This is a genomic window from Paenirhodobacter ferrireducens (genome assembly GCF_004022265.1).
Classification (GTDB): Bacteria; Pseudomonadota; Alphaproteobacteria; order Rhodobacterales; family Rhodobacteraceae; genus Rhodobacter; species Rhodobacter ferrireducens.
Map to the genome: position 1 here is coordinate 93,613 of NZ_SAVB01000001.1, position 20,301 is coordinate 113,913.

Sequence of the window (20,301 nt, forward strand, 5' to 3'; positions counted from 1 at the left end):
ACCCGAGTGACGGTTTCGAGCCCGATAGCCCCCGGTCAGCGACTTCGTATATACTTCGAAAGTCCGCTCCCAAACTTCAGGTTTGCCCATGCGCATGTTTCAGGTCGATGCCTTTACCGATCAGCTTTTCTCGGGCAATCCCGCCGCCGTTCTGGTACTTGAAGACTGGTTTCCTGATGATCTGATGCTGGCCATCACGCAGGAGAACAATCTTGCCGAGACCGCCTTTGTCAAACCTCGTCAGGATGGCGCATGGGATCTGCGCTGGTTCGCACCTGCACATGAGGTTGATTTCTGCGGCCATGCCACTTTGGCAACGGCGCATATCCTGTTCACGCAGCAAGGTGCCGATTCCGATCTTGTATTTCATACCCGTGTCGGCGAACTTAGGGTATCGAAAGTGGCGCGGGGTTACCGCCTCGATGTTCCCCGCCTGGACCCCGAAGCCATTGAGAGCCTGCCACTTGAAATCGCGGATATTTTTTCAGTGCCCCATGCTGGCATCTTCCGGAACTTCGAGAACATCTTCGTTGACCTTGGCAGTGCCGAAGCTGTCCGGAACTTCGTGCCTGATCTGAACGCAATTTCTAAGCTTGGCTCTGTTGGCGTGGTCGTAACAGGGGTGGAAGCTGATGATGCTCCGGCAGATTTTGTCTCGCGTTATTTCGCACCCGGCGCGGGTATTCCTGAAGATCCGGTCACCGGGTCCATCCATGCAACGCTTGTGCCCTATTGGGCTGCAAAGCTGGGTCGGGTCAGGCTGAGGGGTTTTCAGGCTTCGGCGCGTGGTGGCTGGCTGGACTGCGAGTTGACCGAGAAGAGAGTGTTTTTGTCAGGCAACGCCGTCACGTTCATGGAAGCTACTATTCTCATCCCGGAGGCGGCCTGATCCGACCGGCAGCTTCGTCTGCTGAGCTGCCCCTCGCCAACAGGCGACAGTTCTGTCGGTCAAGGCACCCGGGACAAACGGGCAGTCCTTCATGAAAAACCCCGGGCAATGGCCCGGGGTTTTGCGTTTCCGATGCTGCGGAAGGGATCAGCCTTCCGAGGTTTCCTCGACCTCCTCGGTCACCGTCGCCGGTTTCGAGGGGCGGAAGGGGCGCAGCAGGAAGTCGGGGACGTGATCGCCCATGCCGACGACGACGGGCCCGGTGTCGCGATCGCGCGGGCGCGAACGATCCCGTTCGCGGCGGTCGTCACGACGCTCTTCCCGACGCTCGTCGCGGCGTTCCTCGCGCTTCGGCGCCTCGGCCACCGGGGCCTCGACGACGGCCTCGACCACCGGCTCGGCGGCGGGGGCGGGGCGGGCCTCGTCACGGTCGCGATCGCGCGAGCGCGAGCGGGTGCGCGACCGCGAGCCGCCGCGCGAAGAGGACCGGCCGTCCTTTTCCTCGTAGACCTTCGGCTCGCGATGCGCCGCGTCGCTCAGCGTGAAGCCTTCGGGCGCCTCGGCGCGCGGGATGGTGATCTTCACCAGATGCTCGATGGCACCGAGGTATTTCTCGTCCGACGGCGTCGCGATCGAATAGGCGGTGCCCAGACGACCGGCGCGGCCGGTGCGGCCGATGCGGTGGACGTAATCCTCGGCATGGCTCGGCAGGTCATAGTTGAAGACATGGCTGACCGCGGGAATGTCGAGCCCGCGCGCGGCGACGTCCGAGGCGACGAGCAGCTGCAGCTTGCCATCGCGGAAGGCGTCGAGGGTGCGCATGCGGACGCTTTGCTCAAGATCGCCATGGATCGGCGCGGCGTCGAAACCGTGCGACTTCAGCGATTTCGCGACGATGTCCACATCCGACTTGCGGTTGCAGAAGATGATCGCGTTGGTGCAGGCCTCGCCCTCGGCCTCGATCAGCGCGCGCAAGAGCTCGCGCTTGGCCTTGGCGGTCTGGTCCTTGCGCGGCGGCACGATCTCGACCAGCTTTTGCGTGATCGTCTCGGAGGTCGTCGCCTGGCGGGCCACCTCGACGCGCACCGGGGCGTGCAGAAAGGTGTTGGTGATGCGCTCGATCTCGGGCGCCATGGTGGCCGAGAAGAACAGCGTCTGCCGGGTGAAGGGGGTGAGCTGGAAGATCCGCTCGATATCCGGGATGAAGCCCATGTCGAGCATCCGGTCGGCCTCGTCCACCACCATGATCTGCACGCCGGTCAGCAGCAGCTTGCCGCGCTCGAAATGGTCAAGCAGCCGGCCCGGCGTCGCGATCAGCACATCGACGCCGCGGTCGATCAGCTTGTCCTGCTCGCCAAAGGACACGCCGCCGATCAGGAGTGCCTTGGTCAGCTTGGTATGTTTCGCATAGAGGTCGAAGTTCTCGGCGACCTGTGCCGCAAGTTCGCGCGTCGGAGCCAGCACCAGCGAGCGCGGCATCCGGGCGCGGGCGCGGCCGGTGGCGAGGCGGGTCAGCATCGGCAGGGTGAAGGAGGCGGTCTTACCGGTGCCGGTCTGGGCGATGCCCAGCACGTCCTTGCCCTCGAGCGCGGGAGGGATCGCCCCCTCCTGAATCGGCGTCGGTGCCTCATAGCCTGCCTCTGCGACGGCCTTCAGCACATTGGGATCGAGGTTCAGTTCAGAAAACTTCGTCATTTGCGTCCTTGCGGCGTGATCGCTTCACGCGGTGGGGGGGACGCAAATCTCCGGGCGTCCCGGGCGAGAGCCGCCGGGGTGCGGCTGGAAAATCCCCTACTGCAAAGCGCGGGAAACGTCAACAAACTGCACGAAAAATGCGTTTTCTGCGGGACGGGCCTGCGGGGGCGGCGGTTGACGGCGCGCGCGGGCTCTGGCAGGGGAAGAAGCAACAGAGGAAACCTGAAAATGAACCTGTTTGCCGAGATGCGCGCGGGCGTGATCGCCGCGCTGGACCAGATGACCGCCGAGGGCACGCTGCCCCAGGGGCTCGATTTCGCCGCCGTGACGGTGGAGCCGCCGCGAGATGCCGCACATGGCGACATGGCGACGAATGCCGCGATGGTGCTGGCGAAGGCCGCAGGCAAGAAGCCGCGCGAGATCGCCGATGCGCTCGCCGCGAAACTTGCCGCCGATCCGCGCGTGACCGCAGCCGAGGTCGCCGGGCCGGGCTTTCTGAACCTGCGTCTCGCACCGGCGATCTGGGCAGATGTCACCCGGGCGGTGCTCGCCGAGGGCACCGATTACGGCCGGTCTGAGCTTGGGCAGGGGATCAAGGTCAACGTCGAATTCGTCTCCGCGAACCCGACCGGGCCGATGCATGTGGGCCATACCCGCGGCGCCGTTTTCGGCGACGCGCTGGCGGCGCTGCTGGGCTTTGCGGGCTATGACGTGACGCGCGAATACTACATCAACGATGGTGGCGCGCAGGTGAACGTGCTCGCCCGCTCGGCCTTCGAGCGCTATCGCGAGGCGAACGGGCTCGAGCCCGAGATCCGCGAGGGGCTTTATCCGGGCGATTACCTGATCCCGGTCGGCGAGGCGCTGAAGGCCAAGTATGGCGACAGCCTGCTGAACAAGCCCGAGGAGGTCTGGCTCGCCGATGTGCGCGAATTCGCCACCGCCGAGATGATGGCGATGATCCGCGAGGATCTGGCGCTGCTGAACGTGAAAATGGACGTCTATTCCTCGGAAAAGGCGCTTTACGGCACCGGCAAGATCGAGGCCGCGCTGAAGCGGCTCGAGGATCTCGGGCTGATCTATGAGGGCGTGCTGGAACCGCCGAAGGGCAAGCTGCCCGAGGATTGGGAAGAGCGCGAGCAGACCCTGTTCCGCTCGACCGCCTATGGCGACGACGTCGACCGGCCGGTGAAGAAGTCGGATGGCAGCTGGACCTATTTCGCCCCCGACATCGCCTATCACTGGTCGAAGATCGAACGTGGCTTCGAGCAGCTGATCGACGTCTTCGGCGCCGATCACGGCGGCTATGTGAAGCGGATGAAGGCCGCGGTCGCGGCGCTGAGCGAGAACAAGGTCTCGCTCGACATCAAGCTGATCCAGCTGGTGAAGCTCTACAAGAACGGCGAGCCCTTCAAGATGTCGAAGCGCGCGGGCACCTTTGTCACCCTGCGCGACGTGGTCGAGCAGGCGGGGGCCGACGTCACCCGCTTCCACATGCTGACCCGCAAGAACGACGCAGCGCTCGATTTCGACTTCGACAAGGTGCTCGAGCAGTCGAAGGATAACCCGGTCTTCTACGTGCAATATGCCCATGCCCGGGTCTCCTCGGTGCTGCGCAAGGCGCGCGAGCTGGGCTTTGACGTCTCGGATGCGGCGCTGGCCGCGGCGGATCTGTCGGGCAACACCCACGAGGCGGAGCTGGCGCTGGCGAAGAAGATTGCCGAATGGCCGCGTCTGGTCGAAATCGCGGCGCGCGCGAACGAGCCGCACCGGGTGGCCTTCTATCTCTACGAGATCGCCTCGGACCTGCATGCGCTGTGGAATCGCGGCAATGACGAGCCCGCGCTGCGCTTCGTGCAGGAGGGCGATGCGGCCGCCACATCGGCGAAAATCGCCCTTGCCCGGGCCTGTGCCGTTGTCATTTCGGCCGGTCTTGGTATTCTGGGCGTGACCCCGGCGGAAGAGATGCGCTGAAGCGCGCCGCGCCGGGAGAGGCAAATGCCGGGTGAACCGGCGGCGAGGCGAGCATGGCAGGCTTTCACGATCGCGACAGCGGTGGCTATGGCTATGACGGCGGCGGGCACGAGCCCGGCGCGCCGCATGGCGTTGCCGATCCGGTGTCCCGCTGGGTGCAATATGCCGGTGCCGCCACCTCGGTCGCGCTGATCCTCGGCGTCGTGGTCTGGGGCTACAGGCTTGCCGTGCGCGACGTGTCGGGGGTGCCGGTGATCCGGGCGCTCGAGGGGCCGGGCCGCATCGCACCCGAGGACCCGGGCGGCGATCTGGCCCGCCATGTCGGTCTTTCGGTGAACGAGGTTGCCGGCACGGGCCTTGCCGCGCCCGCGCCCGAGCGCGTGGTGCTTGCCCCCGATCCGGAGCGTCTGTCCGATGATGACGGCCCGATGTCGGCGCTGCGCCCGCTGCCAGATGTGCCGCGCCCGGCGCGCGCTGCCGCGCCGGAAGAGCCGGTGCCGGCCGTGCCGCCTGTGGCCGAGCTGCCCGAGGGCAGCGCCGTCGCGCTCGATGCCGAGGCCGTGCCCGATCCCGCCGCCGAGGCCGCGGAAGCGGATGTGGTCGTGGCCGGCGCTGCCCCGCCCGCCGCAATTCCCCCCGCGGCAAAGCCCGTCGCTGCCGCAAGCGCGGTGATCCCCACGACCGTTCCCGGCGTGGCCCGCTCGCCGCGGCCGATGAAGCGTCCGGCGAAGGACCTTGTCGCCAATGCCATCGTCGCCGATGCCTCGGGTAACCGCCCGACGGCGAAGCCGAAGCCGGTGACCGAGGTCGACCCGGCGAAGCTTGCCGAGGGCACGCGCGTGGTGCAGATCGGCGCCTTCGACAGCCCCGAGATCGCGCGCAAGGAATGGGACCGCATCGCTGCCCGCTTCGACCCGCTGCTCGACGGCAAGCAGCGCATCGTGCAGAAGGCGACCTCGGGCGGGCGCGATTTCTGGCGGCTGCGCGTCGCGGGCTTCGGCAATGTCGACGAGGCGCGCCGCTTCTGCGCGGCCCTCGTCGCCGAAGGCGCGAACTGCATCCCGACGCTGGCGCGCTGATGACGAGCGGCGCGACGATCCTTGGCTGCGCCGGCGCGCAGCTCGGCCGCGACGAGGCCGCCTTCTTCCGCGCGGCGGACCCGTGGGGCTTTATCCTCTTCGGCCGCAATGTCGAGACGCCCGAGCAGATCCGCCGCCTGACCGGCGATCTGCGCGCCGCCGTCGGCCGCGAGGCACCGATCCTGATCGACCAGGAGGGGGGCCGCGTGCAGCGGCTGCGCGCGCCGCACTGGCGCGAATGGCTGCCGCCGCTCGATCAGGCGCGTGCCGCCGGTGCCGCGGCCCCGCGCAGCTTCTGGCTGCGGGCGCGGATCATGGCGGACGAGCTGCGCGCGCTTGGCATCGACGCGAATTGCGCGCCAACCTGTGACATCGCCGGCCCGCGCACGCACCCGTTCCTGCGCAATCGCTGCTTTGGCACCGCCCCCGCGACGGTGATCGCTAATGCCCGCGCGACGGCCGAGGGCTTTCTGGCGGGCGGCGTGCTGCCGGTGATGAAACACATGCCGGGCCATGGCCGGGCTGAGGCCGACAGCCACCTGCACCTGCCGGTGGTCGACGCGCCCGCGGCCGAGCTGGCGGAGACCGATTTTGCCCCGTTCCGCGCGCTTGCCGACCTGCCGATGGGGATGACCGCCCATATCCGCTTCACCGCCTTCGATGACGCCCCGGCGACGCAATCGCCGCGGATGATCGGGCTCATTCGCGACGAGATCGGTTTCGACGGCCTCCTGATGACCGACGACATCGGCATGGAGGCGCTGGCGGGCGGCATGGGCGACCGTGCCGCCGCCTCGATCGCGGCGGGCTGTGACCTCGTGCTGCATTGCAAGGGCGACCGGGCCGGGATGGAACCCGCGGTTGCCGCCGCCGGCCGGCTGTCGCCCGCCGCCGCCGCCCGCGCCGAGGCGGCGCTGTCGCGGCGTTTGCCGCCTGACCCCGTTGACATCCGTGCCCTTGAAGCCGAGCTTGAGGCTTTGCTGGGCGGCACGGCACATGGCTGAGGATCCGATCCACCTTTTCGAAGCGACGAGCGTCTCCGAGCGGCTGGCCGCCGAGGCGCTGATCGTCGATGTCGACGGCTTCGAAGGGCCGCTCGACCTTCTCTTGATGCTTTCGCGCACGCAAAAGGTCGATCTGCGCAAGATCTCGGTGCTGCAGCTGGCCGAGCAATACCTGCGCTTCGTCGAGGAGGCGAAGGCGCTGCGGATCGAGCTTGCGGCCGATTATCTGGTGATGGCGGCCTGGCTTGCCTTCCTGAAATCGCGCCTGCTGCTGCCGCCCGACCCGACGGCCGACGGCCCTTCGGCCGAGGACCTCGCCGCGCACCTCGCCTTCCAGCTCGAACGGCTCTCGGCGATGCGCGAGGCCGCGGCAAAGCTGATGGCGCGCGATCAGCTCGGCCGCGACTTCTTCGCCCGCGGCGAGGAGGAAAGCGTCGAGCGGGTGCGACGCGTGACCTATACCGCCTCGCTCCTCGAGCTGATGCAGGCCTATGCCCGGATCCGCACCCGCGACGAGTTCCGCCCCTATGCCTTTGACCGCAAGGACCTGATGACGATGGAGCAGGCGCTCGAGCGGCTGCGCCCGATCCTCGGCGAGGTGGTGGACTGGACCGACCTCATGCACTATCTGCCCGAGGGATGGCAGCTTGACCCGAAGCGGCGCCGCACCGCCGCCGCCGCCACCTTCGCCGCCTCGCTCGAGCTGGCGAAACAGGGCCGGATCGAGATCCGTCAACGAGAGACCTTCGCGCCGATCTCGATCCGCGCAAGAACCACGCCGAGGCAGGGATGACCGGGACACCGCAGGAGAAATCGCTGTTCGAGGCGCCGCCGATCGCCGAGCAGGAACGGATGGTCGAGGCGATCCTCTTCGCTGCGCCCGAACCCGTGACCCTGCGCGAGATGGAGGCGCGGATGCCGCATGGCTGCGACGCGGCCGAGGCGCTCGCCTATCTGCGCCGCCGCTACGAGGGGCGGGGGGTGCATGTGGTCAGGGTCGGCGACGCCTGGGCCTTCCGCACTGCGCCGGACCTCGGCTTCCTGATGCAGAAGGAGACGGTCGAGCAGAAGAAGCTCAGCCGCGCCGCGATCGAGACCCTCGCCATCGTCGCCTATCACCAGCCCGTCACCCGCGCCGAGATCGAGGAGATCCGCGGCGTGGCGGTGTCACGCGGCACCATCGACCAGTTGCTGGAACTCGACTGGATCCGCTTCGGCCGGCGCCGGATGAGCCCGGGGCGGCCGGTGACCTTCGTGGTGACCGAGACCTTCCTCGACCATTTCGGCCTCGAAAGCGCGCGCGATCTGCCCGGGCTGAAGGAGCTGCGCGCGGCCGGGCTGCTTGACAGCCGGCCGATGCCGGGCACGGATGAGGAAGACGAGGAAATCACCGGCCAGACCGAACTCTTCGAGGAGGAGTGACGCGATGAACATGAACCAGCTGATCAACATGGTGATCCGGATGGTGATGCAGAAGCTGATGAACTTCGGCATCCGCAAGGGCACCCAGCTTGCCGCCGGCAAGGGCAAGCCCGCGGCCGAGATGACGCCGGCCGAGCGCAAGGCCGCCCGCGACATGCGGGCCGCGGTCAAGCGCGCCCGTCAGGCCGCCCGCATCACCCGCCGCATCCGCTGAGCCCGGGGCGCCGCACAGCCGCGGCCCCCAGCTTCCAATCGCTCCAAATATCCCGGGGATGAATTTTGCGCGCAGCGCAAAAGAGGGGGCAGGGCCCCCTCTCTGTCCCGATCACCCCAGCAACCGCGCCGTCATCTCGCTCAGATCCCGGCTCAGCCCCTCGACCGCCGCGATCCGTTCCAGCTCGGCGCGGATCTTCGCCTGCCGCCCCGCGTCATAGCGCGCCCGGGTCTCGAAGGCGGTCGACATCCGCGCCGCGGTCTGCGGGTTCACCGGATCGAGCCGGATCAGCCAGTCGGCATAGAAGCGATAGCCCGCGCCATCGGCGCGGTGGAAGCCCGCATGGTTGGCCGACAGCCCGCCCATCAGCGCGCGGAAGCGGTTCGGATTCTTCCAGGTGAAGAGCGGGTCTTCGGCCAGACGTGCGGCCCGGTCGGCAGCCTCGGCGGGCGGGCAGAGCGCGAGCTGGGTGGTGAACCACTTGTCCATCACCAGCGCATTGTCCTGCCAGCGGGCGCGGAAACGGGCAAGCGCCGCCTCGCCCTTGCCCTGCGCAACCAGAAGGCCAAGCGCGCCAAGGCTCTCGGTCATGTTGGTGGCGTTATCGAAGAGCGCCGCCGCCCGGGCGCCGCCATCGCGTGTGCCCAAGAGCGCCAGACAGGCCAGGCGCAGCGACCGCCGCCCGGCATCGGCCGCCTCGGGCCGATAGGCCCCGGGCTGGGCGCAGGCCTCATAGGTCGCGGCAAGCGTGGCCTCGTGACGCGCCGCCAGCGCCTGCATCAGCGCCGTGCGCGCGGCATGGATCGCATCGGGGTCGGCGACCTTGCCGGACGCCGCGATCGCCTGGGCGATCTCGTCCTCAGAGGGCAGGCGCAGCACGAGGGCACGGAAGGCCGGATCGGCGGCCTCGTCGGCGATCAGCCCGCCCACGGCGTCGAGGTATTCGGCATCGGGCGCCGCCCCCGTGGTCATCGCGATCAGCGTCTCGCGCGCCAGGCTGCGGCCGGCCTCCCAGCGGTTGAACGGGTCGGTGTCGTTTGCGAGCAGGAAGGCCTGCTCGGCGGGCGAGGTCTGGCGCTCCAGCACGACGGGCGCCGAGAAGCCGCGCAGGATCGAGGGCACCGGCTTCGCGCCGAGCCCCTCGAAGGCAAAGCTCTGCCGCGCCTCGGTCATCTCGAGCACGCGGGTCGGCACCACTTCGTCGCCATTCGGGCCGATCAGCCCGACGGCAATCGGGATCAGCCGCGGCGGTTTCTCGGCCTGACCCGGGGTCGGCTTTGTGTCCTGCGTGAACTCGAGCGTGTAGGTGCCGTTCTCGAAGGTCTCGGTCACCGTCAGATGCGGCGTGCCGGCGTCGGTGTACCAGCGCTTGAACTGGCCAAGATCGCGGCCCGAGGCATCCTCGAAGACGGTGATCCAGTCCTCGATGGTGCAGGCCTGACCGTCGTGGCGCGCAAAATAGAGATCCATCGCCGCGCGGAACCCGTCAGGTCCCAGCAGCGTCTGCAGCATCCGCACCACCTCGGCGCCCTTTTCATAGACGGTCGAGGTGTAGAAGTTGTTGATCTCGCGATAATGATCGGGGCGCGGCGGATGGGCGAGGGGGCCGGCATCCTCGCGGAACTGGCGCGCGCGCAACGCGATCACGTCCTCGATCCGCTTCACCGCGCCAAGCCGCATGTCCGAGGTGAAGGACTGGTCGCGGAAGACGGTCAGCCCTTCCTTCAGGCACAGCTGGAACCAGTCGCGGCAGGTGATGCGGTCGCCGGTCCAGTTGTGGAAATACTCGTGCCCGATCACCCCCTCGATACGTTCGTAATCGAGGTCTGTCGCGGTCTCGGGCGAGGCGAGGACGAGCTTGGAGTTGAAGATGTTCAGGCCCTTGTTCTCCATCGCGCCCATGTTGAAGTCATCGACCGCGACCAGGTTGAAGACATCGAGGTCATATTCGCGCCCGAAGGCCTCCTCGTCCCATTTCATCGAGCGCTGGATCGCGCCAAGCGCATAGTCGGTGCGGTCTTCGTCGCCGGGGCGGACCCAGACGTTCAGATCGGCCTTGCGCCCGGACATCGTGGTGAAGCTGCCCTGCGTCGCCACCAGCTCGCCCGCGACGAGGGCGAAGAGATAGGCGGGCTTCGGCCAGGGGTCGTCCCATTCGGCCCAGCCATCGCCCGCGCCGACCGGGTTGCCGTTCGACAGAAGCACCGGTGCCTCGCCCTCGATCCGCACGTGGAAGCGCGCCATCACGTCGGGGCGGTCGGGGTAGAAGGTGATCTTGCGGAAGCCCTCGGCCTCGCATTGCGTGCAATACATGCCCTTCGACATGTAGAGCCCTTCGAGCGCGGTGTTCGTCTCGGGCGCGATCTCGACCTCGGTCTCGAGGGTGAAGGGGCCTTCGGGCAGGGCGGCGGGATGGATGGTCAGGCCGGTCTCGGTGAGACGGTAATCGGCGGGCGCGAGCGCCGCCCCGTCGAGCGCGAGCGAAATGAGCTTCAGCTCCTCGCCGTCCAGATGCAGGGCTGCCCCCGCCGCACGCGGGGACAGCGCCAGCCGCGCCGTGACCCGCGTCGCGCGCGGGGCGAGGCGGAAGGTCAGCGAGACCGTGCTCAGGGTGAAGGGATAGGGGCGATAGTCGGAAAGATAGGTGGTGCCGTCCATGGGAATTCTGCCTCCGGAATTGGCGCCAAAGCTAGGCCCCGCGGCCGGCAGGGGCAAGGGGGGCGGGGCGGTTCGCGCGTTGCCCGGTCCTGCGGCAGGATCTTGCCGGGCTTGCGCAGAATGATCGGCCGGACCCCGCGGAACGGCGGAAATCACGGCATTTTCGCTGGACAGGGGGGCAGGCTCGGGCAAAAGGTGACGCGCAAAGAAGGAGGCCAGAATGACGGCACGGGTGGAACGCGAAGGGTTGCAGGTGGCGGCGGAGCTGGCCGCCTTCGTCGAGGAACGGGCACTGCCGGGCACCGGGGTCGATCCGGCGCGGTTCTGGGCGGGCTTCTCGGCGCTGCTCCATGAGCTCGGCCCGAAGAACCGTGCGCTTCTGGACAAGCGCGAGGCGATCCAGTCGAAGATCGACGACTGGCACCTGCACCACCGTGGCAAGGGCCATGACGCGGTGGCCTATCGCGCCTTCCTCGAGGAGATCGGCTATATCGTGCCCGAGGGCGAGGATTTCGTCATCGAGACAGCGGCGACCGATCCAGAATTCGCCAGCATCTGCGGCCCGCAGCTGGTCGTGCCGATCACCAATGCACGCTATGCGCTGAACGCGGCGAATGCGCGCTGGGGCTCGCTTTACGACGCGCTTTACGGCAACGATGCGCTCGGCGCCGCGCCGGTCGCCAAGGGCTATGATCCCGCGCGCGGCGCGCAGGTGATCGCCTGGGCGAAGGACTTCCTCGACCAGAGCTTCCCGCTGGTCGCCGGCAGCTGGGCCGCGGTCACGCGGCTGTGGGTCGAGGATGGCGGGCTGTTTGCCGAGACCTCGGAAGAGACCGGGCTGCGCGACCCGGCGCAATTCACGGGCTTTGCCGGCGAGGCGGGCGCGCCGGTCTCGGTGGTGCTCAAGCACAACGGGTTGCATGTCATCGTCGACATCGACCCGAGCCATCCGATCGGCAAGACCGACCCGGCCGGCATCTGCGACGTGCGGATGGAGGCGGCGATTTCCTCGATCATGGATTGCGAGGACTCGGTCGCCTGCGTCGATGCCGAGGACAAGGTGCTCGCCTATGCGAACTGGCTGGGCCTGATGCAGGGCACGCTGGCCGAAGAGGTGACGAAGGGCACGACCACCTTCACCCGCGCGCTGAACCCGGATCTGAGCTTTGTCGACCCGGACGGCATCGACTTCACGCTGAAGGGCCGGGCGCTGATGCTGGTGCGCAACGTGGGCCATCTGATGACCACCTCCGCGATCGTGACCCGTGACGGCGCCGAGGCCTTCGAGGGGCTGATGGACGCGATGGTGACGGTTCTGTGCGCGATGCACGACCTGAAGAAGGAGACGGGGGCGCGCAACTCGGTCACCGGCTCGGTCTATGTGGTGAAGCCGAAGATGCACGGGCCCGAGGAAGTGGCCTTCGCCGCCGAGATCTTCGACCGGGTCGAGGAGGTGCTGGGCCTGCCGCGTCACACCGTCAAGCTCGGCATCATGGACGAGGAGCGGCGCACCTCGGTCAACCTGAAGGAATGCATCCGTGCCGCGACGCATCGGGTGGCCTTCATCAACACTGGCTTCCTCGACCGCACCGGCGACGAGATCCACACCTCGATGGAGGCGGGGCCGATGCTGAGGAAGGGCGAGATGAAGTCGCAGCCCTGGATTCAGGCCTATGAGGACCGCAACGTCGACATCGGCCTGCGCTGCGGGCTCGCGGGCCGCGCGCAGATCGGCAAGGGCATGTGGGCGGCGCCCGACAAGATGGCCGACATGCTGGCACAGAAGGTGGGCCATCCGAGCGCGGGCGCGAACTGCGCCTGGGTGCCGAGCCCGACCGCCGCGACGCTGCACGCGACGCATTACCACCGCATCGACGTGAAGGCGCGTCAGCGCGAGATCGCGGCGATGAACCGGCCCGGCCGGCTCGAGGATCTGCTGACGATCCCGCTGGCCGCCGGGCGGAACTATTCCGAGGCCGAGATCGCCGACGAGATCGAGAACAACGCGCAGGGCATCCTCGGCTATGTCGTGCGCTGGGTCGATCAGGGGGTGGGCTGCTCGAAGGTGCCCGACATCCATGACGTCGGCCTGATGGAAGACCGCGCCACCTGCCGCATCTCCAGCCAGGCACTGGCGAACTGGCTGCACCATGGCGTGGTCAGCGAGGGCCGGGTGATGGAGGCGCTGCGCAAGATGGCGGCGGTGGTCGACCGGCAGAACGCCGGCGATCCGGCCTACCGGCCGATGGCGCCGGGCTATGACGGGCTTGCCTTCCAGGCGGCCTGCGATCTTGTCTTCCTCGGCTCGGTGCAGCCCTCGGGCTATACCGAGCCGGTGCTGCACGCGCGCCGCGCCCAGGTGAAGGCGGGCGGCTGAGCCTTGCGGACGGAGAGGGGGCGCTGCCCCCTCGCCCCCGAGGTATTTCGGGCAAGGAGAAAGCAGGGGGGCGGTTTTTGCCCGGCAACGGGGCAGATTTCCCGGATGCACAGCCCCTGCGCGGTGATGCGTCTTTTCCGGCGCGGCGGGACCGACTAGCTTTTCCCGCGAAGGGAGTTTCATCATGACGAGACCAGTTGTCGGCATCATCGGCAATCGCGGCCTGCTCAACGGGCGCTATCCCGTGCACGAAGGCGGGCAGATGAACTCCTGCGCGGTGAGCCATGTGGCACAGTGCATCCCGCTGCTGATCCCGGCCGACCCGGCCTATCTGTCGGTCGAGGAACTGCTCGAGGTCTGTGACGGCTTCCTGCTCACCGGCGGGAGACCGAATGTGCACCCGAACGAATACGGCGAGGAAGAGACTGAAAAGCACGGCACCTTCGACCGTGCCCGCGATGCGATCACCCTGCCGCTGGTGCGCGCCTGCGTCGAACGCGGGCAGCCGTTCCTCGGCATCTGTCGCGGCTTTCAGGAGGTGAACGTGGCCTTGGGCGGCACGCTCCACCCCGAGATCCGCGAATTGCCCGGGCGGATGAACCACCGGATGCCGCCCGAGGGCACGCTCGAGGAGGCCTTTGCGCTGCGCCACAAGGTCGAGCTGACGCCGGGCGGGCGGTTTGCGCGGCTGTTCGGTGCGAGCGAGGTGATGACCAACACGCTGCACGGGCAGGGCATTGCCGAGCCGGGGCCGCGGGTGGTGATCGAGGGGCGGGCCGAGGATGGCACGCCCGAGGCGATCTGGGTGCGCGACGCGCCGGGCTTCACCCTGGCGGTGCAATGGCATCCCGAATGGAACGCCGAGGCCGATCCGGTCTCGCGCCCGCTGTTCACCGCCTTCGGCGATGCGGTGCGGGAATGGGCGGCAGGCAAGGGGCAGGCGACGAAGGTCGCCTGAGCCCTAGAGGGATTTCGCCGCTTCCTTGCGTGCAAAAGGCTTGAGCGTTTCGCCATGCGCCGCGAGCCAGGCGCGCACGCGGGGCGCGTCGTGTTTCGCGAGTTCCCGCAGCCACCAGCCGATCGCCTTTTGGATGAACCAGTCGCGCTCGGGCGCCAGCCGCGCGGCCCAGCCGAGCACACGCTCGCGGATCGCGACTTCTTCGGCGGTGGGGTGGTTCGACTTGGTGAAGGGCAGGGTGATCACCAGCGCCGCGCGCCGGGTCCACATATTGGGGCTGTCGATCCAGCTCTCGACCCGGTCGAGCCGGGCGGGATCGGCGGTAAGCCGGCGCGCCCCCGCGGCGCAGGCGGTGTCGGCCACGGCCCAGGCGTCGAACCCCTCGGCCCAGCCGGCGATCATCTCCCAGGCGGCGTCGTCGGGGCGCATCCGGGCCTGGGTCAGCAGTTTCGCCGCGGCGATCATCGCCTCGTGGATGTTGCTGTCCCACAGGCCTTGGGCGAGGGCGAGGCGTTCGTCGAGCGTCGCCTGCGCCCGCCACAGCCGCGCGCAATCCTCGATGAGCGGCACCGGCACACCGAGATAGCGGCGCTCGGCCTTGTGATAGGCGGCGGCGCCCTCTGCGCGGCCGGCATCGCCACAGGCCTCGAGTGCCGCGATCGCATCCGCGACGCCGGGCGGCGGGCCGAGGTCTTCGGCCGCCTCCGGCTCGGCATATTGCTCATAGGCGGCGTCCGAGGCGGCATAGGCCGCGGCCTCGGCGGCAAGCTGCGCCTCCTCGGCGGTCATCTCGCGCTCGGGCCCCTGACGGATCAGTTTCGGCTTGCGGCTGCGCCCCATCACTCCACCGTCACGGATTTCGCCAGGTTGCGCGGCTGGTCGACATCGGTGCCCTTGGCGATGGCGGTGTGATAGGCCAGCAGCTGCGCCGGCAGTGCGTAGAGGATCGGCGCGAAGGGCTCGGCCACGGCGGGCATCTTCAGCGTCGCCCAGGTGCCCTCGGCCGCCTCGGCGATGCCCTTCGCATCCGAGATCAGCAGCACCATGCCGTGACGCGCCATCACCTCCTGCATGTTCGACACGGTCTTGTCGAAGAGCCGGTCATGCGGCGCCATCACGATCACCGGCACGGTCCGGTCAATCAGCGCGATGGGGCCGTGCTTGAGCTCGCCCGAGGCATAGCCTTCGGCGTGGATATAGCTGATTTCCTTGAGCTTCAGCGCGCCTTCGAGGGCCAGCGGGAACATCGGGCCGCGGCCGAGGAACAGGATGTCCTGCGCCTCGGCCAGCCGCTCGGCGAGCTTCACGATCGGCTCCGACGTCGCCAGTGCCGCGTTCATCAGCCCCGGAAGCGACCGCAGCGCCTCCATGTGCGCAGCCAGCGCCTCGGGCCCGATCCGGCCCCGGTCGACGCCCGCCTTCAGCGCCATCACCGCCAGCACCAGCAGCTGACAGGTGAAGGCCTTTGTCGAGGCGACGCCCACTTCGACGCCGGCGAGGATCGGCAGCGCCACGTCACATTCGCGCGCGATCGAGGAGGTGGCGACGTTCACCACGGCGACGGTCTTGCGCACCTTCTCGGCGCAATAGCGCAACGCGGCGAGGGTGTCGGCGGTCTCGCCCGACTGGCTGACGAAGACGGCGAAGCTGTTCTCCGGCAGAGGCGGCTCGCGATAGCGGAACTCGGACGCCACGTCGATCTCGCAGGGCAGGCCGGCGAGGCTCTCGAACCAGTATTTCGCCACGGTGCAGGCATAGAAGGCGGTGCCGCAGGCGACGAGCGTCAGCTGGTCGAGCCCGGTGAAATCGAGCGTCTCCGGCAGGTTGACGGCATCTTCGCCCAGATAGTGGCGCAGCGCATCGCCCAGCACCACCGGCTGTTCGGCGATTTCCTTCGCCATGAAATGCTTGTAGCCGCCCTTTTCGACGCGGGTGGCGCCAAGGTCGATGCGGGTCTCGTCGCGGTTCGCGCGGCGGCCCTCGGCGTCATAGATCTCGGCGCCCTTGCGGGTGACGAAGGCATAATCACCCTCGGCCAGATAGGTGATGCGGTCGGTGAGCGGGGCGAGCGCGATCGCGTCAGAGCCGACGAACATCTCGCCGTCGCCATGGCCGATCGCCAGGGGCGAGCCCTTGCGCGCGGCGATCAGCAGGTCGTCCTCGCCCTCGAAGATCCACAGCAGCGCAAAGGCGCCCTCGAGCTTCTTCAGCGTTGCGACGGCGGCCTCGCGCGGGGGAAGGCCGCGGTCGATGAACATGCGGGTGATGAGCGCGACGGTCTCGGTGTCGGTCTGGGTCTCGGCCCGCAGGCCGGCGGCGGCGGCCTCTTCGCGGAGTTCGCGGAAGTTCTCGATGATGCCGTTGTGCACCACGGCAACTGGGCCCGAGCGGTGCGGGTGGGCATTGCCGACCGTCGCCGCGCCATGCGTCGCCCAGCGGGTGTGGCCGATGCCGGCCTTGCCGGCGAGCGGTTCGTGCACCAGCAGATCGGAGAGGTTCACCAGCTTGCCGACCGCGCGGCGCCGGTCGAGCCGGCCGCCGTTCACCGTGGCGATGCCCGCCGAGTCATAGCCGCGATATTCCAGCCGCTTGAGGCTTTCCACCAGCAGCGGAGCCACTTCGTGATTGCCAAGAACACCAATGATCCCACACATTTACGCGCCTTTCTTCAGGCTGGCTTTTTGCGCCCGGAGACGCTCGAACAATTTCGTGGCAAGGCCCGGCTTCGACACTTGCTTGGCGCGGCCAAGCGCCAGTGCGCCCGGGGCCACGTCATTGGTGATGACCGAGCCCGAGGCGGTCAAGGCGCCGTCGCCCACCGTCACCGGCGCGACCAGCATCGTGTCGGAACCGATGAAGGCATTCGCGCCGATGGTGGTGCGGTGCTTGAACACGCCGTCGTAATTGCAGGTCACGGTGCCCGCGCCGATATTGGTGCCCTCGCCGATGTCGGCGTCGCCCAGATAGGTCAGGTGGCCGACCTTCACCCCCTCGCCGAGGATCGAGTTCTTCACCTCGACGAAGTTGCCGACATGCACGTCCTCGGCCAGTTCCGCGCCGGGGCGCAGCCGCGCGAAGGGGCCGATGGTGGCGCCGCGCGAGATGTGGCAGCCCTCGAGATGGCAGAAGGCCTCGATCGTGGCGCCGCTCTCGATGGTGACGCCGGGGCCGAAGACGATGTTCGGGCCCAGCACCACGTCGCGGCCGATATAGGTGTCCAGCGCGAACCAGACCGTCGCCGGGTCGGTCATGGTGACGCCGTTCTCCTGCGCCTCGGCGCGCATCCGCGCCTGGAAGAGCGCTTCGGCGCGCGCGAGTTCGGCGCGGGTGTTGATGCCCAGTGTCTCGGCCTCGGGGCAGGTCACGACCTCGGCCGCCAGACCTTCGGCGCGGGCCGCGGCGACGACGTCGGTCAGGTAGTATTCGCCCGCCGCATTGTCATTGCCAAGCCCGGCGACAAGGCGGGCCAGCACCGCGGCGTCACAGGCGAGAACCCCCGAGTTGCACAGGGTGATCGCCCGCTCGGCCTCGGTCGCGTCCTTGAACTCGACGATCCGCTCGAGCGTCGCACCCTGCGCCACCAGCCGGCCATAGCGCCCGGGATCGGCCGCCTCGAAGCCCAGCACGGTGACATCGGCGGGGCTTGCCGCCAGCGCCTCAAGCGTCTCGGGGCGGATGAAGGGGGTGTCGCCGTAAAGCACGATCACCCGGCCCTCGAAGCCCGCAAGCGCGGGCAGGGCCTGCGCCACGGCGTGGCCGGTGCCCAGCTGTTCTTCCTGCAGCACAACCTCGGCCTCGGGGTCGAGCCTGGCCACCGCCTTCGTCACCGCCTCGGCGCCATGGCCCGCGACGACGATCACCCGCTCGGGTTCGAGTGCGCGGCCCGCGGCCAGCGCATGGGCGACCAGCGGCGCCGCGCCGAGCCGGTGCAGCACCTTTGGCAGGTCGGAATTCATGCGGGTGCCCTGTCCCGCGGCGAGAACGATCAGCGCAATGGCCATGAGAGTGCCTTTTCTTCTGCTCGTCCCCGTTTTACCCATAGCTTGCCCCGCCGCAAGTCCGTGCTCTTCACGCTCTCTTTCGCGGTGTTACGAGAAGGAGGCAGGAATGCGCACGGTGGTTTTCGATCTCGACGGCACGCTGGCCGACACCTCGGCCGACCTGATCGCCGCGGCGAATGCCTGCTTTCGCGCCCGCGGGCTGGGCGATCTGCTCGATCCGGGCGCCGATGCGCTGACCGCCTTTCACGGCGGGCGCGCGATGCTGCGGCTTGGCTATGGCCGGGTCGGCCACCCCGAGGCCGAGGCCCTGACCGAGGCCGATTATGCGCCGCTTCTGGCCCATTACGGCGCGAATATCTGTGAAAGCACCCGCCTTTACCCGGGCGCCGCCGAGGCGGTCGAGGCACTGCGCCGCGCGGGGTTCGCCACCGCGATCTGCACCAACAAGCCCGAGGGACTGGCCCGGCGGCTTGTCGCCGATCTGGGCATCGCGGGGCTCTTCGATGCGCTGATCGGTGCCGATACGCTGCCGGTGCGCAAGCCCGACCCCGCGCCCTATGCCGCGGCCGTCGCCGGCGCCGGGGGCAGCGTGGCGCGCTCGCTTCTTGTCGGCGATACCGCGACCGACCGCGAGACAGCGCGCGCCGCGGGGGTGCCCTGCGTGCTGGTCACCTTCGGCCCCGAGGGGACGGGGATCGCCCGGCTTGCGCCCGAGGCGCTCCTTGACTATTACCGCGATCTTCCTGCGCTCAGCGCGCGTTTGATAGTCTGAACGAGTTTTCCGATGACCGCCGTTTCCGCCTCTGCGCCGGCCCCCGCCGCCGCCCGCCGTGCCACCCTCTTCGCTCTGCTCGTCGTCTTCATCGACATGGTCGGTCTCGGCCTGATCCTGCCGGTGATGCCGCGGCTGATCGAGGAGGTCGGCCATATCGGGCTCGGTGATGCCGCCACCATCGGTGGGGCGCTGTTTGCCGTCTATTCGCTCGCCCAGTTCCTGCTGGCGCCGATGCTCGGCGCGCTCTCCGACCGGATCGGGCGGCGGCCGCTTCTGCTTCTGGCGGTGGGCGGGCTCGGGCTTGACTATGTGCTGCATGCGCTGGCGCCGAGCCTCGGCTGGCTGTTCGTCGGGCGGATCATCGCCGGCGGTTGCGGTGCCTCCTTCGTGATCGCCAATGCCTGCCTTGCCGATGTCTCGACGCCCGAGAACCGCGCCCGCGTCTTCGGCCTGATGGGGGCGGCCTTCGGGCTGGGCTTCGTGCTCGGGCCGGGGCTGGGCGGCATGCTCGGCACGCTCGGCACGCGGGTGCCGTTCTGGGCGGCGGCGGGGCTGGCGCTGGCGAATTTCGTCTTCGGCCTGATCGCGCTGCCCGAGACTCTCGCCCCCGAGAAGCGCCGCGCGTTTCGCTGGCGCGAGGCGAACCCGCTCGGCGTGCTGACCGTCTTCGCGCGCTATCGCGGCGTCTTGCCGATGGCGGCGGTGGTCTTCCTCTATTTCTTCGGCTCCGCGGTCTATCCGGCGATCTGGTCGTTCTGGGGGATCGCGAAATTCGGCTGGTCCGAGTTCACCGTGGGCATCAGCCTCGCGGGTTTCGGCGGGGTGATGGCGCTGGCTCAGGCGACGCTCGTCGGCCCCTCGGTCGCGCGCTGGGGCGAGGCGCGGGTGGCGCTTTTCGGCCTTCTGGTCGCGGCGGTCGTCTGCTTGGGCTACGGGCTCTCGACCGGGCTCGCCATGGTGCTGGTGCTGTTGCTGCTGCATGCGCCCGAGGGCTTCGTGCATCCGATGATGAGCGCGCTGATGTCGCGCGCCGTGCCCGAGGACGCGCAGGGCGCGCTGCAGGGCGGCATCTCGGCGCTGATGAGCCTCGCGATGCTGCTCGGCACGCTGTTCTTCACCTGGATCTTCGGCTATTTCCTGTCGGGCGCCGCGCCCTGGCGCAGCCCGGACGCGGCCTTCTTCGTCGCGGCGGCGGTGCTTGTCGTGCCGCTCGGGCTGTTCGCGGGGCTGATGCGACGCCACAGGATCTGAGGCG

Annotated in this window: 16 protein-coding genes; 11 read left to right on the forward strand and 5 right to left on the reverse strand. The window is 68.5% G+C overall.

From position 1 onward, the window contains the following. The first annotated feature begins 94 nt into the window (after positions 1–94). Positions 95–889, forward strand: coding sequence for a PhzF family phenazine biosynthesis protein (locus EOW65_RS00495; RefSeq protein ID WP_206363996.1), 795 nt, complete (start codon positions 95–97; stop codon positions 887–889). A gap of 147 nt (positions 890–1,036) precedes the next feature. Here EOW65_RS00495 and EOW65_RS00500 read toward each other — a convergent pair whose 3' ends face one another. Beyond that, entirely contained in the window at positions 1,037–2,584 is a 1,548-nt protein-coding gene (locus EOW65_RS00500) for a DEAD/DEAH box helicase (protein WP_128147067.1), read from the reverse strand. A gap of 228 nt (positions 2,585–2,812) precedes the next feature. On the opposite strand from EOW65_RS00500, the gene argS reads away from it, so the two are divergent. The 6 genes from argS to EOW65_RS00530 are packed head-to-tail and all read left to right on the forward strand — an operon-like array spanning position 2,813 to position 8,277. After that, positions 2,813–4,558, forward strand: coding sequence for an arginine--tRNA ligase (gene argS / locus EOW65_RS00505; protein ID WP_128147068.1), 1,746 nt, complete (start codon positions 2,813–2,815; stop codon positions 4,556–4,558). Between the two features lie 53 nt (positions 4,559–4,611). Continuing rightward, the gene (locus tag EOW65_RS00510) at positions 4,612–5,637 is read left to right on the forward strand and encodes an SPOR domain-containing protein (protein ID WP_128147069.1); all 1,026 of its coding nucleotides are present in this window, start codon (positions 4,612–4,614) and stop codon (positions 5,635–5,637) included. After that, positions 5,637–6,641 (forward strand): glycoside hydrolase family 3 N-terminal domain-containing protein, encoded by a 1,005-nt coding sequence (locus tag EOW65_RS00515; protein WP_128147070.1) that lies wholly within the window; start codon positions 5,637–5,639, stop codon positions 6,639–6,641. The genes EOW65_RS00510 and EOW65_RS00515 overlap by 1 nt, the downstream gene beginning before the upstream one ends. Further along, on the forward strand, positions 6,634–7,434 hold the full coding sequence (locus EOW65_RS00520) for a segregation and condensation protein A (RefSeq protein WP_128147071.1): 801 nt from the start codon (positions 6,634–6,636) through the stop codon (positions 7,432–7,434). The genes EOW65_RS00515 and EOW65_RS00520 overlap by 8 nt, the downstream gene beginning before the upstream one ends. Beyond that, positions 7,431–8,063, forward strand: a complete 633-nt coding sequence (scpB, locus tag EOW65_RS00525; RefSeq protein WP_121531321.1) for an SMC-Scp complex subunit ScpB — start codon at positions 7,431–7,433, stop codon at positions 8,061–8,063. The genes EOW65_RS00520 and scpB overlap by 4 nt, the downstream gene beginning before the upstream one ends. Before the next feature lie 4 nt (positions 8,064–8,067). Next, positions 8,068–8,277, forward strand: a complete 210-nt coding sequence (locus EOW65_RS00530) for a hypothetical protein (protein WP_128147072.1) — start codon at positions 8,068–8,070, stop codon at positions 8,275–8,277. 111 nt (positions 8,278–8,388) lie between these two features. On the opposite strand, the gene pepN is transcribed toward EOW65_RS00530, so the two are convergent. After that, on the reverse strand, positions 8,389–10,935 hold the full coding sequence (gene pepN / locus EOW65_RS00535) for an aminopeptidase N (protein WP_128147073.1): 2,547 nt from the start codon (positions 10,933–10,935) through the stop codon (positions 8,389–8,391). Between the two features lie 220 nt (positions 10,936–11,155). Between pepN and EOW65_RS00540 the strand changes: the two genes are divergently transcribed. Then, on the forward strand, positions 11,156–13,312 hold the full coding sequence (locus tag EOW65_RS00540) for a malate synthase G (RefSeq protein ID WP_128147074.1): 2,157 nt from the start codon (positions 11,156–11,158) through the stop codon (positions 13,310–13,312). A 184-nt stretch (positions 13,313–13,496) separates the two neighbouring features. Beyond that, positions 13,497–14,270 (forward strand): gamma-glutamyl-gamma-aminobutyrate hydrolase family protein, encoded by a 774-nt coding sequence (locus EOW65_RS00545; protein ID WP_128147075.1) that lies wholly within the window; start codon positions 13,497–13,499, stop codon positions 14,268–14,270. Positions 14,271–14,273: 3 nt separating this feature from the next. Here the strand turns inward: EOW65_RS00545 and EOW65_RS00550 are convergent, their stop codons facing one another. Genes EOW65_RS00550 through glmU form a run of 3 tightly spaced genes read right to left on the reverse strand, consistent with a single transcriptional unit; the run spans position 14,274 to position 18,271 of the window. After that, entirely contained in the window at positions 14,274–15,110 is an 837-nt protein-coding gene (locus EOW65_RS00550) for a DNA alkylation repair protein (protein ID WP_394342718.1), read from the reverse strand. Continuing rightward, entirely contained in the window at positions 15,110–16,924 is a 1,815-nt protein-coding gene (gene glmS, locus EOW65_RS00555) for a glutamine--fructose-6-phosphate transaminase (isomerizing) (RefSeq protein ID WP_128147076.1), read from the reverse strand. The genes EOW65_RS00550 and glmS overlap by 1 nt, the downstream gene beginning before the upstream one ends. After that, on the reverse strand, positions 16,925–18,271 hold the full coding sequence (gene glmU, locus EOW65_RS00560) for a bifunctional UDP-N-acetylglucosamine diphosphorylase/glucosamine-1-phosphate N-acetyltransferase GlmU (protein WP_128147077.1): 1,347 nt from the start codon (positions 18,269–18,271) through the stop codon (positions 16,925–16,927). 106 nt (positions 18,272–18,377) lie between these two features. On the opposite strand from glmU, the gene EOW65_RS00565 reads away from it, so the two are divergent. Further along, positions 18,378–19,043 carry an HAD-IA family hydrolase gene (locus tag EOW65_RS00565; protein WP_128147078.1) on the forward strand — a complete coding sequence of 222 codons (666 nt, stop codon included), beginning with the start codon at positions 18,378–18,380 and terminating at the stop codon, positions 19,041–19,043. Positions 19,044–19,055: 12 nt separating this feature from the next. Then, entirely contained in the window at positions 19,056–20,297 is a 1,242-nt protein-coding gene (locus tag EOW65_RS00570; protein WP_128147079.1) for an MFS transporter, read from the forward strand. The last annotated feature ends 4 nt before the right edge of the window (positions 20,298–20,301 follow it).

Coding starts and splice junctions, on each gene's coding strand:
- EOW65_RS00545 (WP_128147075.1), top strand. CDS start 13,497: ATGACGAGACCAGTTGTCGGCATCATCGGCAATCGCGGCCTGCTCAAC.
- EOW65_RS00550 (WP_394342718.1), bottom strand. CDS start 15,110: ATGGGGCGCAGCCGCAAGCCGAAACTGATCCGTCAGGGGCCCGAGCGC.
- EOW65_RS00570 (WP_128147079.1), top strand. CDS start 19,056: ATGACCGCCGTTTCCGCCTCTGCGCCGGCCCCCGCCGCCGCCCGCCGT.
- pepN (WP_128147073.1), bottom strand. CDS start 10,935: ATGGACGGCACCACCTATCTTTCCGACTATCGCCCCTATCCCTTCACC.
- scpB (WP_121531321.1), top strand. CDS start 7,431: ATGACCGGGACACCGCAGGAGAAATCGCTGTTCGAGGCGCCGCCGATC.
- EOW65_RS00510 (WP_128147069.1), top strand. CDS start 4,612: ATGGCAGGCTTTCACGATCGCGACAGCGGTGGCTATGGCTATGACGGC.
- glmS (WP_128147076.1), bottom strand. CDS start 16,924: ATGTGTGGGATCATTGGTGTTCTTGGCAATCACGAAGTGGCTCCGCTG.
- EOW65_RS00540 (WP_128147074.1), top strand. CDS start 11,156: ATGACGGCACGGGTGGAACGCGAAGGGTTGCAGGTGGCGGCGGAGCTG.
- EOW65_RS00500 (WP_128147067.1), bottom strand. CDS start 2,584: ATGACGAAGTTTTCTGAACTGAACCTCGATCCCAATGTGCTGAAGGCC.
- EOW65_RS00520 (WP_128147071.1), top strand. CDS start 6,634: ATGGCTGAGGATCCGATCCACCTTTTCGAAGCGACGAGCGTCTCCGAG.
- EOW65_RS00530 (WP_128147072.1), top strand. CDS start 8,068: ATGAACATGAACCAGCTGATCAACATGGTGATCCGGATGGTGATGCAG.
- EOW65_RS00565 (WP_128147078.1), top strand. CDS start 18,378: ATGCGCACGGTGGTTTTCGATCTCGACGGCACGCTGGCCGACACCTCG.
- glmU (WP_128147077.1), bottom strand. CDS start 18,271: ATGGCCATTGCGCTGATCGTTCTCGCCGCGGGACAGGGCACCCGCATG.
- argS (WP_128147068.1), top strand. CDS start 2,813: ATGAACCTGTTTGCCGAGATGCGCGCGGGCGTGATCGCCGCGCTGGAC.
- EOW65_RS00495 (WP_206363996.1), top strand. CDS start 95: ATGTTTCAGGTCGATGCCTTTACCGATCAGCTTTTCTCGGGCAATCCC.
- EOW65_RS00515 (WP_128147070.1), top strand. CDS start 5,637: ATGACGAGCGGCGCGACGATCCTTGGCTGCGCCGGCGCGCAGCTCGGC.